Source organism: Stenotrophomonas sp. 21LCFQ19, from assembly GCF_056861425.1.
Genome location: NZ_JBSPUF010000003.1, coordinates 279,163 through 296,357 on the forward strand (window position 1 = coordinate 279,163; position 17,195 = coordinate 296,357).

Genomic DNA, 17,195 nt, shown 5'->3' on the forward strand with positions numbered 1-17,195 from the left:
CCAGGCGGCCCCCGCCCCCCCCCGCCTGATGCGCGAGCCCCCCCCCCGCCCCCCCCCCCCCCGCCCCCCCCACTACAGTTGGCAAAGCCCCTCTCCCTTCGGGAGAGGGGCTTGAACAATCACTGCAGCGGCAGCCGGTTATTGAGCTTGGTCACCTCAGCTCCATCCCCTTCCAGGCCAACCCGCACGCTCGCGCCCTCGCGCTTGAACCCGGCCGGCATCTGCAGCTCCACCGTCGCCGTCCGCGGCGACAGATCCAGCGGCGCTTCCAATGCAGGCACCGCAACCCGAGCGACCTCACGACCGCGCGCATCTTCCAGCACCGCATAACCAGCGCCAGTCCCGACATGCCCCAGGCTGTGCACGGTCAACAGCACGCGCTCACTCTCGATCTTCAGATCGCCGCGACCAATGCCCAGATCCGCGCGCGTCTCCACCGGCGTGCCCGGCGTCACCAGCTCGAACTCGAATACCTGGCTCTGCTTCGGCGCAAACCGCAGCCGCGTACCGACGCTCTTCTCCAGCAATACCTCGCGAACATCGGCCTTGCCGTCGATCACATCGTCACCATCGCGATCCACACCGCTACGCACACGCCAGGTACCGGCGACGACATTCCAACCGGTCATGGTCGCGTCGAGCGGCGTATTGCCAAGGTTGTAGGCAATCACCTTGAAGCGCTCGCGTGACGGCGCATGCACCAGCAAGGCGACCTGTTCGGCACCCTCAGGCTGGGCGAACTGCCAACTCACCGTATGCCCCGGCCAGCTCTGGTTGCGCTTCAGGCCGATGCCCCCCAGGCGCAGGCGCTGCAGGAACTCGCTCGGTGCTTCGACGCGGTCACTCCACCAGTGGCCTTCGGTGTTCATGTACTCGCGCTGCGCCTTGGCCTGGATGCCGTCGGCGTGCAGCGTTTCCAGGTACTTCTTGTCACCGGTCTGCTGCCAGGCGCTGATCGCGGTGAAGCCGCTACCGCCCTTGTCGGCGTCGGCCACCAGCTGCTTGCCCCAGTCCTGCTGCCTGCCCAGCACATCGACGTAGTTCTCGCCGAGGTTGGACAGCACGCCCGGCCCGCCACGCACCACGCGGTAATCCAGCGCCTGCAGGTACTTGGCATCGCCGGTCCAGCGCCATGCAGCCCAGAAGGTGTGCATCACATCGCCGCTGCCCGAGCCCTGGTTCAACTCACCGCCGCGGGTCTTGCCCGTGGCCCAGTTGATCTCGTTGGGCAGGGTGAAGCGGCCCTTGTCGTCTTTGTAGGCATGGGCCAGGTAGCCGTCAGCCAGACCGGTGACCAGCTTGCGACCGGTGGGATCGGCGTTGTACTCGCCGATCAGGAAAGCCGGATGCAGCGCCGGGAACGAATACGGCTTCTGCCACTGCCAGTTCGGCTCGCGATAAACCTTGTTGCCGCCAAACCAGTTGCTGGAGAACAGCAGGTTGCCCTGCGGGTTGCGCAGGATGATGCGTTCGTCGAAGGCCTTCACCGTCTCCATCAGGCGCTCGACGGTGAGCGGATCGCCCCAGTTGAGGTAGAGCATCGCGCTGTTGGCGTTGATGCCTTCCTCGTAGGCGTGCAGCTCGTCGGTCTCGATGGTGCTCAGGCCGTTGGAGAACATGCCGTTGCGGTAAACCGCATCGGAGAGTGCCGTCAGCGAGCGGTTCAGGCGCTCGGGCTCCACGCCCATCAGTGCCAGTCCCGGCCACTGTTGGGTCAGGTCGCTGTCATCGGAAATGCCGCCGCCGAAATCGCCGTAAGCGACCTGCCGGTTCTCGATCCACCAGTCGACAAAGCGACGCACGTACTTCAGGTCTTCGACCTGGCGGAACGCCCACAACGGAACGCCCTTCGGCGCCTGCGGCTGTTCAAACGGTGGCTTGCCCTGGCTGTTGTAGCTGATGTAATTCCAATACAGGCGGCCCAGTTCATGGTCCGGATCGACCCGCAGCAGATCACTCAGATCAGCATAGACGCGCGAATACAGCCGCTGGCGCTTGGAGGTGGTGTGCTCCTCGACCAGGAAGCCCCAGTTGTCGCGCACCTGGTTGAAGCGGTCGGCGACGTGCTGCTTGATCGCCTCCTTGCGTTCCTTGAACACCAGCCGCACTTCGGCGCCGTCCAGCGATGCGGCATTGAAGCCGGGCGCGGCCGAGGCCACCGAGATCCACAGGCTGTCGGCGGTGAGGATGCGGTCGCGCAGGTCCAGCCACAGCGTGCGTGCTTCACCCGGCTTCACCGACACCGAAACGTCGATCATGTCGCGCGCCGGCCAGATCGGGTCCTTGATGCGGATGTTCAGCGGGATCAGACCGTCATGCGTCGCCGGCAGATCCAGTGCGGGGATATCGATCGCCACACCATCGAGGCCGTCGTGCATGTTCTCCCAACTGTGCGCCCAGCTGCGGATCAGCGGCTGCGCGGCCGGTGCATCGCCGACGCCGGACGGAATCAGCACGTGCACGATCGGCATCGGCTTGGCCGGCAGGCTGTCGGCAGCGCGCTTGCGCGAGCCTGCGCCCTTGGGCAGCGCCATCACCGTGCTGCGCTCATCCGGCGCGAAGCGGCCGTCGATGTAGTCGCGCAGGCTTGCGATATTGGTGTAATCCGGCAGCACGCTGCTGTCGATCTGGTAGCGCTGCTTGACCGTGCCCTGCGGTTCGGCTGCGTCGCTGACCTGGTAGCCCCAGATCTCCTGGATCGGGGTTTCCTGCGCGGTGTTGTGGAAGTGCAACGTGCCACCAACCTGGTCGGCGAAGCTGTCCACGCTGCGCACCACGCCCTGCGGACGCTTGAACAGGGTGCCGGCCGTTCCCTTCAGCTCGCCGTAGGCGGCGCCGCGGATCTCGATGCGATTGATGTGCTCGCCTTCTGGAACCGTCAGGTCCAGTTGCTGGCCACCTTCGACGTAGGTGTTCCAGTCCGGCAGCTGGAAGTAATCATTGCGCCCGGGCAGGCGCGAGCGGTTGTAGACGCCCGGCCAGGTGGTTTCGGCGATGCCGTCAGTGCCTTTCCACATCCACTGCAGCTTGTCTTTTACGTCAGCAAACTCGACCTTGCGAATGCTTGTGGTCGGCGCGCTCAGTGCCGGCGGCGCTGCACCTTCCCAACCATAGCGGTGCCACCAGGCGCGCTGCGAGGCGCTGCCGCTCTCGGCGCTGCGCGGCTCGGCATTGCGCGCAAGCGCGGCAACACCAGCGCCATCGAGCATGCGGTCATAGACGCGGATCTCGTCGAAGTCGCTGCCACGCAGGAAGTTGTAGCGGCTCTGCACCTGGTAGGGCGCCATCACCCGGCCGGCGAGGCCGAGCTGGTCCAACGCTGCGTCGTAGTCGCCGGTGGTGGCTGCCTGTGCGACTTCACGGCCATCGACGAACAGCTTGACGCCCTTGTCCTCGTCCCAGGCAAAGGCGATGTGCTGCCATTGTTCGGGCAACGGATTCTTGTCGAGTTTGAACGAGACACGGGTGCGGGCCAGGTTGGCATCGGTGACGAAGGCATCGAAGCCGTGCCCGTTCCAGTCGATGCGCAGCCACGCCATGTCCCAGCTGCTGTGGTCGGCGTAGCCGACCCGGAAGATCACGAACGGGGTTTCGCCCACCGCATAGCGCGAGCGCCAGAAGAACGACAAAGTGCCGCGCTCGGCCTGGATGTTGCCGGGCGCATTCCACGACAGCACGCCGTCGTCCTGCCATTGGATGGCGCGGCCATGTGCGCCATCGTCGACAAGGCTGACTTTGTCCTGGAAGTTCGGCGTGGCATCGCCACCTGCGCTGTCGGCGACGAAGCCCTTGTCCGCCGAGACGCGGAACAACAGCTCAGGCGACTGCGCGGCAGCGCTCAACGGTGCCAACAGCAGGCCCAGCACGCAGGCGAGGTGGGTGGGACGCAACTCGGTTTTCTGGTTCATTGTCTAACTCGTTCCAAATCGGTTGACTGCCTTGCTTAAGCCCCTCTCCCTCCGGGGTGAGGAGGGGCGCTCGCGAACCAAAGGTTCGCGCCTCTCCGAACGCCCATGCGCTGGCGCGAGGGCCGGGGCGCGGAGCGGGGGTTGGGGAGAGGGTTGCTCTCGCCCATGCCGCTGCGCCCATTTCGGCCACTCCCGTTCCAGCAACTGCTCCGGCCACACGCCATACCAGGCATAACCTACCCGGCGCTCGTTCGGAATATCCGCGAAGCGCGCCACACGCTCACCCTCGCGATTGACGAACATCGGACGCCCCTGTTCCAGATCGTAGAAGCGTGCCCACAGCCGTGCGCCTGCCAAAGGTTCTACAAGCACGTCCTTGCCACTGGGCTGCTCCGGTGCCTCGACCTTGCGCATCGCCAGGTCCAGCAAGGCATTGGCCTGCAGCCACTGCAGGCCGGCTTCGATGGCTTCGATGGTCTGCGGGCTCGGCTCGGGCTGGCGCATCAACAGCCGCAGCACGCCCACCGACTCGGATACCGCCAACGATGGCAGCTCGTAGGAGCGCGCCTTGGCCGGTTGCAGGCTGACCTCGTCGTATTGCGCGGCCCAGATGGACAGTCGGCCATCCATTCGCACCTGCGTGGCCAGCACATTCTGCAGGCCGCGCTGCAAGGCGGCGTTGGCCTTGCCTGCATAGTCCGGCGGCAGGCCCGCAACCGCGGGCGCACCTTCGGCGATGTCCTGCAGCAGGTCCAGCACGCGGGTCATCGCGTCGTCGTTGAAGGTGATCTGGTGCCGGTACAGCGAACGCTCGGGGTAGTACTGCGGCCAGCCGCCATTGGCGTACTGCGCGGCCAGCAGATAATCCACGCCGCGCCGTGCGGCGCTCAGGTAGGCGACGTTACCGGTGTCTTTCCAGGCCTGCAGCAGATGGCGGATCTCGCGCGTGGTCGCCTTGTTGTCGATATTAGCGTCATCCAGCCGATCCGGGTCCTGCAACGCTGCGCGCTCGCTGGCGCTGAACACGTGCTGGTAATCCACCGCCTTGCCCTGGTACTGCTTGGACCAACCGCCGGAGGCAGTCTGCAGCAGCAACATGTTCTCGGCTTCGGGCTCGGTGCGTTGCAGGGCCGCCTGCACCGCCGAGGAGCTCCAGCCCGTGCTGATCAACAGCGCGGCCGACAACCACAAATGCCTCATCGCATCCTCCTGCGTACACCGGGACACCAGCGTGCTGGCATCCCGGTGTTACTGCATTGGCCGTGCGTATGTTTCATCTCAGAACTTATAGCGCGCGCCGACGTAGTACTGGCGACCGGTAACGGTGTAGCGGTCGGCCATCTGCCGTGACGAGTCCACATAGCGCTCGTCCGGGGTGTCGAGCAGGTTGATCGCCTCGAAGGTCAGCGACAGCTTCTTGTTGACCTTGTACGACATGTTGAAGTCGACGTTGCGCACGCTGTTCTTGCCGGTCACATCCGGCGTTGCGAACTTATTGCCGTCCAGGTCCCAGACGCTTTCCTGGCTGAGGATCTCGCCGATGTAGCCGTCACGGTAGCTGGTGGATACGCGGGCGCTGAACTTGCCGTCGTCATAGTACAAAGTGGCGTTGTACGAATTCGGCGACAGGTTGACCAGGTCGTTGTCGGTGAAGGTGGTGGTGATGCTGGTATTGCTGTTGCCGGCCGAGCTGAACATGTATTTGATGCTCGACTCGACATGCGTGTAGTTGAGCTGGATACCGAACTTGCTCCAGATGCCGGGCAGGAAGGTAAACGGCTGCTGGTAGCTCAACTCGTAGCCCTTCAGTGGGCCGCCCGGGGTGTTGTAGTAGCTCTGCACGTTGAACATGGTGTCGGCGGTGAAGCCAGCCGGCAACAGGTCCAGCGCGTAGCCCATGTCACCCCAGGTGGTCAGCAGGCGGGTGCGCTGCACATAGCTGTCGATGTCCTTGTAGAACAGTGCCGCCGACAGCAGGCCACCATCACCGAAGTACCACTCCGCACTCAGGTCGTAGTTGGTCGAGCGGAACGGGTCGAGCTTGGGGTTGCCAAGATTGATCGCAAACACGCGCCCATCATCGAAGTAGCCGGTGGGGCCGCCACTGACGCTGGGTGACAGGTAGGCAAGGGTTGGGCGTGCCATGGTCTTGGCCGCGCCGAAACGCAGCACCACGTTCTCGGCCACGTCCCAGGCCAGGTTCAGCGACGGCAGCACGTCCTGGTAGCTGTGGTTGACCACCGAGCGCACCAGCGAGCGTTCACCGGCTGCAGCCGTCGCGCTGGCCACACCAAAGAACGATTCGCAGTTGGCCGAGTTGTTGCCCGATGTGGCTGCGTTGCACGGTGCCCAGCCCGAAGAACTGATCTGGGTGTTGACCACGCGCACGCCGAGATTGCCGCGGAAGGCGCGGTCCCACAGTTCGGTATTGAAATCCAACTGCAGGTAGCCGCCGAGGCTGCGCTCGTTGACCTCGAAGTTGTTGTTGGAAGCGCCGAAGTGGCCGACGCCGGCCAGACGGTAATCACCGCCCTGCACGCCTGTGTCACAGTTGCAGTTGATGTTGAGCAGTTCGGCGATCTTGCCGAAATCCGGGACTAGCCAACCGTTCGGCACATTGCCGGACAGGTTCTTGCCGAAACCGGTCAGCGTGGTGCTCAGGTCACCGACGGTAACGCCCGCCGGCAGGGCCTGGGCCAGGCGGCCGTAGCTGATGTGGCGGTACTCCTCCGACTCCATGTCGTAGTCCTTGTAGGCAAGGCCGGTACGCAGGGTGAAGGTTGGATTGATGTTGAACTGCAGGTCGACCTTGGCAGTGTCGAAAGCGTTGTTGACGTAACTCGGGTTCAAGCGCACTTCGCTGATGTTGCTGCCGCGCGCGGTGCCGTTGCTGTTGACCGGCACCGCACCGTAACCCAGCCACGACCAAGCCGCCGGGTCGTTCAAGGCGAAGGGCAGGGTCATGTTGGGCATGTCGCCGCCGTTGCGCATGTCCATCACGAAGCCATCGACATTGCTGTTGTCGAAGCTCACCAGCGAGAACACCGGGCGCTCGTAGTCCGAACTGGAATGGCCGAGCACGGCCTCCATCTTCACCGCATCGTTGAAGTGATGTTCCAGGTTCAGGCTGTACTGCTGGAAGGTGGTCGATTCCTCGATCAGGCTGGACTCGGTGCGGAAGTCAACGTTGTCGAACACGCCGTAGATCAGCCGGTTCTGCGCGTCCACCTCGGCCTCGCGTACCACGATCTGGGTCTTGCCGCCGAGGTTGGCGGCGCGATGCAGGTTGGCGCCAATGGAGTCTTCGCGTTGTTCCTTGTCCAGCTTCGAGTACATCGCATCGAAACTGAGCAGGGTGTCGTCGGAGACGCGGAACTGGAGCGCACCGGTTACACCCAGCCGCTCGATCTCATGCGCGGTGCGGATGTAGCGCGGGTAGCGCGGGATCCAGGCATTGGTCGCGGTCTCGTAGGCGGCGATGTTTTCCGGCGTATTGTCCGGGCGCGGCAGGTCGGTACCGCAATGGGTGGCGCTGATGCCGTAGCTGCCCCAGCCGTTGTTGCGGTCCTGGTTGGCCTGGCTGCCGCTGCCAGCCGGGGTTTCGTTCGATGCCGGGTTGCGCGGCGTCTGCGGGTCATAACCCACCGGCGAGCAGAAGCCGTAGGTGCCGTTGTTGGCGGCGTTGGACTGGTTCGAGTTGCGGTGGTTGCCGTGCTCCCAACGCACCGGGTTGTAGCCTTCCTCGTACACGTTGCGCTTGCTGTACGAGCCAGACAACAAGGCACCAAAGCGGCCATCGGCCCAGGTGTTGCTGATCAGGCCGGAGAAACGCGGGTCATACTTCTCCGCCAGCTCGCCATAGCCGGCCTGTGCCGATGCCGAGGCCTGGAAACCGGCAAAATCGAACGGCCGCGAACCACGCAGGTCGACGGTGGAACCCAGCGAGCCTTCATCCATCTGCGCTGACTGGGTCTTGTTGACCTTGACCTGGCTGAAGAGTTCGGAGGCGAAGGTATTGAAATCGAAGCCGCGACTGCGGTTGACGCCGCTGCTGCCGTTGCCGGCGGTAGCCAATGCTTCCAGGCCGTTGAGGCGCACGCGGGTGAAGTCCGCGCCCAAGCCTCGGATCGAGATGCGCTGGCCTTCGCCTCCTTCGCGATCAATCGATACGCCGGCGATTCGCTGCAGCGACTCGGCAAGATTCTGGTCGGGGAATTTGCCGATGTCCTCGGCGAAGATCGCGTCCACCTGTTCGGTGGTGTAACGCTTTTCTTCCAGCGATTTCTGCAGGCTCTGGCGGTAGCCAGTGACGTTCACTGCATCCAGCTGGGTGGCCTCGGCGGCCGCAGGTGCGGACTGGGCGAAGGCAAGGGGAGCGGTCAATACCGAAGCAATGGCGGTTGCCAACAAGGTAACCGGTGTCTTTCCAAAACGGCGCTTACGATCCATGCGGTTGGCTCCTTCCCCGGGCGGGGAATCAAGCGGACTGGGAAGGGTGTGGGGTTGTCCCTGGCGAGTACTTCAGAGGTGCTGTCGGGCCGTTGCGGCCGCGCGTGGACAGCCGTCAGGCCATGGCATGACCATGGCCTGCGGAGGATGAAAGGGCAGGGCCGGAGCTGCGGAGAGAGTGCGCTCCGGTCCCTGCCAAACGGCGGCTATCAGAACTTGTAACGCAGACCCAGGGTGAACTGGCGACCGGTCTCGCTGTATTCCAGCGGCAGCGATACCGACGGGTTGGACACCCACGACTCCTGTGCTTCGTTGGTCAGGTTGGCGCCTTCCAGGCTGATTTCCAGCTGGTCGCTGATGCGGTAGTGGATCGACGCATCGAGGAAGGTGGTGCCGCTCTGGCCGTGCACGCCGAGGCCTGCGCTGTCGAAGCCCTTCTCGGTGCCCGGCACCTGGATCAGGTAATCATCGCGGTTGGTCGCCGACACGCGGCCCGACCAGTTGGTCCCTTCGTAGAACAGGGTGGCGTTCCAGGAATTGCGCGACAGGCCCGTCAGATCAGTCTTCTGTGCAAGCGCGCCGCTGCTGGTGATGTACTGCACCTTCGATTCCACATAGGTGTAGTTGAACTGCGCACCCAGGTTGGACCACTTGCCCGGCAGGAAGGTGAAGGGCTGCGTATAGTTGAACTCGACCCCGGTCAGGTCACCGCCCGGGGTGTTGACCGGCAGCGAGAACACGAAGGTGTCATCCGGGCTGGCATCGGTGCCTGCCAGCAAGCTGGCCGGCAGGCCGCTTTCCGAATAGATGCGGCTCTCACGGGTGTTCTGGATGAAGCTGCCGATATCCTTGTAGAACACGCCGACACCGAGCATGGCACCTTCGTTGAAGTACCACTCGAAGCCCAGGTCCGCGGTCTTGGCGCGGATCGGCTCCAGGTCGGGGTTACCAGCACTAACCGTCTTGGCACTGCCGCTGACGCTGACGGTGACACCCGGGGTCAGGCTGCCAAGACCCGGACGTGACATCACCTTGGCCGCACCGAAGCGGATCAGGAAGTCAGGCGTGATTTCCGCAACCAGGTTCAGCGACGGCAGGAAATCGTTGTATTCACGCGTTGCAGTGGCCACGACGGGCGTACCGGAACCGGTGGCGATGCCGTGCGACGTCTGCTTGGTCTTGACGTAACGGGCACCGATGTTGCCGGACACCGGAATCGAACCCAGTTCGGTGGAGAAGCGACCCATCAACCAGCCACTGCGATCCTGCTCCTCAACACCACGGATGCTGGGTGCGTAGTCGGCAACGGCAAAGGTGCCCTGGTTGCTGAAGATGCCAAACTGGTCGGCAATCGCACCGAAGTTCGGAACCACCCACTTGCCGGGCGAGCCCGACATGCCGCCGAGACTGGCGAGCTCCGTCATGTCAGCAGGTACCAGCTTGTTGCCGGTGCTGAAATTCGGGACGTTCGATTCGGTGTCTGCGCGGCGACGTTCCATCGAATCGAAGCTGTAGTTCTTGGCCTGGATGCCGCCGTCCAGGGTGAAGGACGGTCCCATCACCCAGGAGAACTCCAGCTGGCCATTGTTGAACTCGTTGGTCACGTAGTTCTGGCGCAGGCGAATGGTGGACAGCGTCCAACCATTGGGGTCGGTCGGGCTCACACCGTAGTTGAACACCGGCTTGTTGGCATTGCCACGGTAGTCGTAGCTGTAACCATCCACATCCAGCTTGTCCATCATGATGGTCGCTTGGATGGGGTTCTCATGCTTGGACTTGGACGTGCCGATCTTGCCGGTGATGGTGAAGTTGTCGGTCAGTCGGTGCTCACCATCGAGGCTGAGCTGGTAGAAATCGGTGGTCCATTCGTCGTGGCGGTTCTCCGCACGGATGTCCACGTTGTCCATCTTTGCGTAGACCAGCGCGCCGTTCTCGATCACGCCATCGGTGACCACGGCCTGCGCCTTGCCAGCCGTACCAGTCTTGCTCAAGCCATTGGCTTCGATGTACTTCTCGTCGCGCTTGGCGTCGATCTTGGAGTACAGCATGTCCAGGTTGAAGCTGGTGCGGTCACTGGGCTTGAACTGCAGCGCGCCGGTGATGCCCAGTCGCTTCTGGTCATGCTCGACCAGCGTGTAACGCGGGAAGCGAGGCGTATAGACCTTGTCGCTGCAGACGCCGGGGAAGGGCGCGGTGCCGGTAGAGCAACCGGCGAAGCCGACACCGTTCGGGTTGGCGGTGTTGGTGGGCGTGTTGGCCAGCGCATTGGCCCAGCGCACGGTGCCACTGCCTTCTTCAACGGTTTCACGTTCGGAGTAGGCCACCGAGAACAACGCACCGAACTTGCCATCGGCCCAGCTGTTGGCGATCAAACCGGCAAAGCGCGGCATCGCCGACTGCGAGGCATCGTTGTAGGACGCCTGCACGTTGCTGACGATGGTCAGGCCGTCATAGTCGAACGGGCGACCGGTACGCAGGTCCACGGTGGCACCCAGCGAGCCCTCGTCCACATCGGCCGATGCGGTCTTGCGCGCGATCAGCTGGGTGAAAAGGTCGGCGGCGAACACGTTGAAATCGAAGCCACGGCCGCGGTTGGTACCGCCCTGACCGTCGGTGCTGCCGACCGTGCTCAGAGCTTCCAGGCCGTTGATTCGCACGCGGGTGAAGTCCGGGCCCAGGCCGCGTACCGAGATGTTGCGGCCTTCGCCGCCATCACGGGTGATCACCACGCCGGGAATGCGCTGCAGCGATTCGGCCAGGTTGCTGTCGGGGAACTTGCCGATGTCCTCGGCGACGATGGCATCGACCACGCCGGCTTCGCCGCGCTTGATGTCCAGCGCCTTCTCCACGCTGGCGCGGTAACCGGTGACGGTGACTGCATCCAGTTCGGTGGCGGCGGTGCCGGCAGCCGGCGCAGCGGCGTCCTGGGCCATGGCAGCGCCTGCCTGCAGGGCCAAACTGATCCCCAACGCGAGCAAGGTAACCGGTGTCTTTTTCTGCGAGTTACGTGGATTCATGTGCTTCCCCTCTCCAAGGTTTGCATGCGATGCAGTGGCTCCGGCTTGTGCTTTGCGCCGGATGACACCGCTGGTCAAAACGGAAAGTAGCAGCTGCGTGAAGAGGGAGCATCTTGCAGTGCAGCAGGACTCAAACAGGGCGGAAACCATTGTCTGAAGGACATCGGGGGACGGTAACACGGGCAGTCGGAGGGACAGTCGCAGGCAAATGACACCGATAGCCAATCAACCATGCCATGATGCGCGCCGATCGACGAGGAGACAGGAATGGCGATGATTTCCCCCCGTGTTGTCTGTTTTGGTGAGCTGCTGCTCCGCCTGGGCGCGCCTGGTAACCAGCTGTTGTTGCAGTCGCCCACGCTGGACGTGCATGCCGGCGGTGCCGAGGCCAATGTCGGCGTGTCGTTGGCCCACTTCGGCCACGATGTGGCGATGATCAGCGTGGTCGCCGACAACCCGCTGGGTGCGGCGGTGGCTGGCGAACTGCGCCGCCATGGCGTGGACACCTCGCGCGTGCGCCGCAGCGATGGCCGCATGGGCCTGTACTTCCTCACCACCGGCGCCGGCCACCGGCCCAGCGAAGTGGTCTATGACCGCGCGGACTCGGCCTTCGCCAGCGCCCGCGCCGACAGCTACGACTGGCCGGCACTGCTGCAGGGCGCGCAGTGGCTGCACCTGTCCGGGGTCAGCCCTGCCCTGGGCATGGAAGCCGCGCAGGCCACCCTGGCCGCCGCACGCGCTGCAAACGAACGCGGCATCAAGGTCTCCTTCGACGGCAATTTCCGGCCCAAGTTGTGGGAACGCTGGGGCGGCGACGCCAAGGCGATCCTGCGCGACCTGTTCGACTGCGCGCACATCGTGTTTGCCGACTACCGCGACATCGGGGTGGTGCTGGGCGGCGAGTTCAACCAGCCCGAACCACAGGCACGCGTGGATGCGGCGGCGGCAATGGCGTTCGCAGCGTTCCCGCGCCTGCAGTACATGGCCTGCACGCAGCGCACAGCGCACAGCGTCGGCCACCATTCGCTGGGCGCGATGCTGCTCGGCCGTGATGGCACCCGTGCATTGGCGCCAGCCGAAGAGCTGACCGATATCGTCGATCGCATCGGCGGTGGTGACGCATTCGCGGCCGGCGTGCTGCACGGCCTGATCGAAGGCATGGATGCGGAAACCACGATCCGTTTCGGCCTGGCCGCAGGCTGCCTGAAGCATTCCATTCCCGGTGATTTCAACCCAGTCGGCGTGGCCGACGTCATGGCCCTGATGGGCGAAGGAAAGTTCGATGTCCGGCGCTGATCCGCGCGTACGCGCAGTGCTCAAACTGGCCCCGGTGATTCCGGTGTTCACTCCCGACAATGTCGACGATGCGGTGCAGGTCGCGCAGGCCCTGTTCAATGGCGGTCTGCCGGTGATCGAAGTCACCCTGCGCACCGCAAACGCGATGGATGCGATCAAGGCCATGGTCGAGGCCGTGCCGGATGCAGTCGTCGGTGCCGGCACCGTGCTGACCCCGGCGCAGATGGAGAAGCTGAAATCGGTTGGCGGTCGTTTTGCGGTATCGCCGGGCGCCACCGACACGCTGTATGCGGCGGCGCGCGATACCGACTTGCCGTTCCTGCCCGGCGTTGCGACTTCATCCGAACTGATGCGCGGCCTGGAGCAGGGGTTGGATACGTTCAAGTTCTTCCCGGCTGTGCAGGCTGGCGGCGTAGGCATGTTGTCGGCTTGGAATGGCCCCTTCGGTGATGTGCGCTTCTGCCCCACCGGCGGTATCAGCGCGCAGACCGCATCGCAGTTCCTGCATCTGCCGAATGTGCTGTGCGTGGGCGGCTCGTGGTTGACCACGCGCGAGTTGTTGCAGGCGCGTGATTGGGCGGGGATTGAGGCGTTGGCAAGGGCTGCGGCGGTGTTGCCGGGTTGATATGGCCTTTGGGTTGGGTCTAGATCGAAGTCAAAATCAAAGTCAAAGTCAAAAGCTGACCCCTCCCCAACCCTCCCCTTGCCTTCGGCAAAGGGAGGGGGCAGACGCAGGATGCTGCAGGCCGCCGGAACCACCCCCTCCCTTTCGCGCAGCGAAGGGGAGGGCCGGGGAGGGGTGCTGTTGCTGTTGCTGTTGCTGTTGCTGTTGCTGTTGCTGTTGCTCGGCTCTAAAGCTTCAACCGCCGATACAAGGTACTGCGGTTAACCCCCAGCCTTTTCGCTGCCAGGCTCACATTGCCATCGCAGGCCGCCAAGGTCTGCCGCATCACATCCAGGGCCAGCTCCTGCAGGCTGCCATCCACCACCGGAGCAGCAGCACCGCGTCGCACAGCCTGATGCAGGTACTCCGGCAGCAATCCCCTATCAATCACCGCACCCGGCTCGGTCAACGCCACCAGGGTGCGCAGGCAGGCCGCAAGCTGGCGCAGGTTGCCCGGCCAGTCATACGCCACCAGCGCAAGCTCCGCCTCCACGCTCAACACACGGCCTTGCGCCAAGGGCTGCCACATCGCCTGCAGCAGCTGCGCGCGGTCCTGTGCGTCGCGCAGCGGCGACAGCCGCATCACGTGATCGGCGATGCGATAGTACAAATCCGAACGGAACCGGCCGTCATCCATCGCCTGCTGCAGATCGCAGTGGGTGGCGCAGATCAGCATGAAATCCAGCTTGACCGGCTTACCGCCACCCAACGGTGACAGCTCGCGGTCCTGCAGCACGCGCAGCAGGCGCGGCTGCAGGGCCAGCGGCATGTCGCCGATTTCATCGAGGAACAACACGCCACCCTGCGCCTGCCGCAGCAGGCCCTGGCTACCTTGTCGACGCGCACCGGTGAAGGCGCCTTCTTCGTAACCAAACAATTCCGATTCGATCAGGCCTTCGGGCAGGGCTGCACAGTTCACCGCGACGAAGGGTTTGCCGCTGCGACTGCCTTGCGCATGCAGCGCGCGCGCCGCCACTTCCTTGCCGGTACCGGTTTCGCCCTGCAGCAGTACCGGCAGGCCCGCTTCCAGCACGCGGCCGGCACGCAACAGCTGTTCGCGCTGGCCTGCGTCGAATACCACGGCGGGCGCGGCGACCGTGCTTGGCATCGGTCGCGCCAGCGGTGACGCGACGCTGGTCGTCCGCGTACGGACTGCCGATGCTGGTGCATCCAACTGACCATGCAGCACGCGACCACTGCGATCCTGCAACATGCCTTCATCGCGCATCCGCGACAGCGGCATCTCGAACAAGGCCTCATACGATGCGCGGCCGATATCACCGCGCTCCAGGCCAAACAGATGCAGGCCGACGCCATTGGCTGCGACCAGGCGGCCATTGCGGAAGCCGAGCAGGGCTTCGCCTGCGGTGCCCAGCAAGGTGCGATCGTGGTGCAGACGCAATAGTTCGCAGTCGCCAATACCGTTTTCGAAGAAGCGGTGCTCGATGCGATTGGCAGCCAGCCGTGCCAGGCCCATCGCGTGCATCTGCTGCACGCTGGCTGGGCCGCTGATGTCGAGCACGCCGGCCAATTGCCCATGCGGATCGTGGATCGGCATGGCCGAGCAGCTGAGGATGCCGTGCGGGGCGTAGAAGTGTTCGCCGCCACGGACTTCCACCGCGCGGCCTTCCACGATCGCGGTGCCGATGGCATTGGTGCCCACCGCCGATTCGCTCCAGCACACACCCGGCATCAAGGCCACGCGGCCGGCCTTGTCGAGGAAGCCGGCGCTGCCCTCGGCATTGAGGATCCAGCCGCTCTCGTCGGTCAGCAGCACGATGCTGCCGGTGCTGGCAGTGTGTGCAGCCAGCCCATCCAGCTCGGCGCGCGCCAGCCGCCACAAGCGTTCATGGCGCTCGCGCAGTTCGCGCAGATTGTGGCCGGGCAGGGGTTCCAGCGCAGGCTCGGCATCCACCAGCAGGCCGCTGCGCTGGCAACGCCGCCAGGACTGCAGGATGGTGTCGGGCACGGTGCCCACGGGCGTGGTGCCGCGCTCGAAGAACGAGCGGCGGGCGTTGCCCACGCGATGCTGCAGTGCCAGTGCCATGAGCGCTCCTGTGTCGCATTTTGCGACAGCTGTTCAAACCACTGTTCCGATTAACACCACACCGGAGCGTGCGCTGCAATCACCTGCGATTTCGCAGTGCAGCAAATCTGCCGCCACGCCTCCGTAGTCAATGGCGTTTCATCGTGCCGCAACGCAACAGGCGGAACTTGGCATCGCTCTTGCGCCTGTTGTAGCCACCGCCACACACGCGGCCCACACACCGCTGAACCGGAGATTCCACAGATGAACGCAGTCCTGTCCGCCAAACCGCATGCCACCGACCCGCAGTCCCTGTTCAAAGCCCGCTACGGCAACTACATCGGCGGTGAATGGGTGGCCCCGCGCAGTGGCCAGTATTTCGACAACACCACGCCAGTCACCGGCAAGGTGTTCACCCAGGTGGCACGCTCCAACGCCGAGGACGTGGAGCTGGCGCTGGATGCCGCCCACGCCGCCAAAGACGCCTGGGGCAAGCGTTCGACCACCGAGCGCGCCAACATCCTCAACCGCATTGCTGATCGCATCGAGGAAAACCTTGAGCTGATTGCCCATGCCGAAACCTGGGACAACGGCAAGCCGATCCGCGAGACCCTCAACGCCGACGTGCCGTTGATGGCCGACCATTTCCGCTACTTCGCCGGTGCCTTGCGTGCGCAGGAAGGCAGCCTGTCGCAGATCGACAACGACACCGTGGCCTATCACTTCCACGAGCCGCTGGGCGTGGTCGGGCAGATCATCCCGTGGAACTTCCCGCTGCTGATGGCGGCGTGGAAGCTGGCACCGGCACTGGCCGCCGGCAACTGCGTGGTGCTGAAGCCAGCCGAGCAGACCCCGGCCTCGATCCTTGTGTTGATGGAAGTGATCGGCGACCTGCTGCCGCCGGGCGTGCTCAACATCGTCAACGGCTTCGGCCTGGAAGCGGGCAAGCCGCTGGCCAGCAGCCCGCGCATCTCCAAGATCGCCTTCACCGGCGAGACCAGCACCGGCCGGCTGATCATGCAGTACGCCAGCCAGAACCTGATCCCGGTGACGCTGGAACTGGGCGGCAAATCGCCGAACATCTTCTTCGCCGACGTGATGGCCGAGGACGATGATTTCCTCGACAAGGCGGTGGAAGGCTTCGTGATGTTCGCCTTCAACCAGGGTGAGGTCTGCACCTGCCCGTCGCGGGTGCTGATCCAGGAGTCGATCTACGAGAAGTTCATCGAGCGCGCACTGGCACGGGTGGCGGCTATCAAGCAGGGCAACCCGCTGGATCCCAACACCATGGTGGGTGCACAGGCCTCGCAGGAACAGCTGCAGAAGATCCTGTCCTACATCGAGATCGGCAAGGCCGAGGGTGCCGAGGTGCTGATCGGCGGCGAGCAGAACCAGCTCGGCGGCGACCTGGCCGATGGCTTCTACGTGAAGCCGACGGTGTTCAAGGGCCACAACAAGATGCGCGTGTTCCAGGAGGAGATCTTCGGGCCGGTGGTATCGGTGACCACCTTCAAGACCGAAGAAGAAGCCTTGGAGATCGCCAACGACACCCTGTACGGCCTCGGTGCCGGCCTGTGGAGCCGCGACGCTTCACGCCTGTACCGCATGGGCCGTGCGATACAGGCAGGGCGGGTGTGGACCAACTGCTACCACGCCTACCCCGCGCACGCGGCGTTCGGTGGCTACAAGCAGTCTGGCATCGGCCGCGAGAACCACAAGATGATGCTCGACCATTACCAGCAGACCAAGAACCTGCTGGTCAGCTATTCGCCGAAAAAACTGGGCTTCTTCTGAACCAAGCCCGGATCCGCCCGGTCGGCACTGGCCGGGCGTGA

General features: G+C 64.2%; 8 protein-coding genes. 3 read left to right on the forward strand and 5 right to left on the reverse strand.

From position 1 onward, the window contains the following. Nucleotides 1-119: 119 nt before the first annotated feature. From AC13FW_RS05260 to AC13FW_RS05275, 4 genes are all read right to left on the reverse strand, one after another. Nucleotides 120-3,908, reverse strand: coding sequence for a LamG-like jellyroll fold domain-containing protein (locus AC13FW_RS05260; protein ID WP_482988426.1), 3,789 nt, complete (start codon nucleotides 3,906-3,908; stop codon nucleotides 120-122). 3 nt (nucleotides 3,909-3,911) lie between these two features. Further along, complete coding sequence (gene pelA / locus AC13FW_RS05265) at nucleotides 3,912-5,108, reverse strand: pectate lyase (RefSeq protein WP_482988427.1); 1,197 nt, start codon at nucleotides 5,106-5,108, stop codon at nucleotides 3,912-3,914. Between the two features lie 78 nt (nucleotides 5,109-5,186). After that, the gene (locus AC13FW_RS05270; protein ID WP_482988428.1) at nucleotides 5,187-8,357 is read right to left on the reverse strand and encodes a TonB-dependent receptor; all 3,171 of its coding nucleotides are present in this window, start codon (nucleotides 8,355-8,357) and stop codon (nucleotides 5,187-5,189) included. Between the two features lie 209 nt (nucleotides 8,358-8,566). Beyond that, nucleotides 8,567-11,374, reverse strand: coding sequence for a TonB-dependent receptor (locus AC13FW_RS05275; protein ID WP_482988429.1), 2,808 nt, complete (start codon nucleotides 11,372-11,374; stop codon nucleotides 8,567-8,569). Nucleotides 11,375-11,647: 273 nt separating this feature from the next. On the opposite strand from AC13FW_RS05275, the gene AC13FW_RS05280 reads away from it, so the two are divergent. Both AC13FW_RS05280 and eda read left to right on the forward strand, forming a co-directional pair. Next, entirely contained in the window at nucleotides 11,648-12,670 is a 1,023-nt protein-coding gene (locus tag AC13FW_RS05280; protein WP_482988430.1) for a sugar kinase, read from the forward strand. Further along, nucleotides 12,657-13,295 carry a bifunctional 4-hydroxy-2-oxoglutarate aldolase/2-dehydro-3-deoxy-phosphogluconate aldolase gene (eda, locus tag AC13FW_RS05285; RefSeq protein WP_296247385.1) on the forward strand — a complete coding sequence of 213 codons (639 nt, stop codon included), beginning with the start codon at nucleotides 12,657-12,659 and terminating at the stop codon, nucleotides 13,293-13,295. Before AC13FW_RS05280 ends, eda begins: the two co-directional genes overlap by 14 nt. A gap of 226 nt (nucleotides 13,296-13,521) precedes the next feature. Here eda and AC13FW_RS05290 read toward each other — a convergent pair whose 3' ends face one another. After that, a complete protein-coding gene (locus tag AC13FW_RS05290) occupies nucleotides 13,522-15,381 on the reverse strand; it encodes a sigma-54-dependent Fis family transcriptional regulator (RefSeq protein ID WP_482988431.1) in 1,860 nt (619 codons plus the stop codon). Between the two features lie 243 nt (nucleotides 15,382-15,624). Between AC13FW_RS05290 and adh the strand changes: the two genes are divergently transcribed. Next, on the forward strand, nucleotides 15,625-17,154 hold the full coding sequence (gene adh, locus AC13FW_RS05295) for an aldehyde dehydrogenase (protein ID WP_296247381.1): 1,530 nt from the start codon (nucleotides 15,625-15,627) through the stop codon (nucleotides 17,152-17,154). The last annotated feature ends 41 nt before the right edge of the window (nucleotides 17,155-17,195 follow it).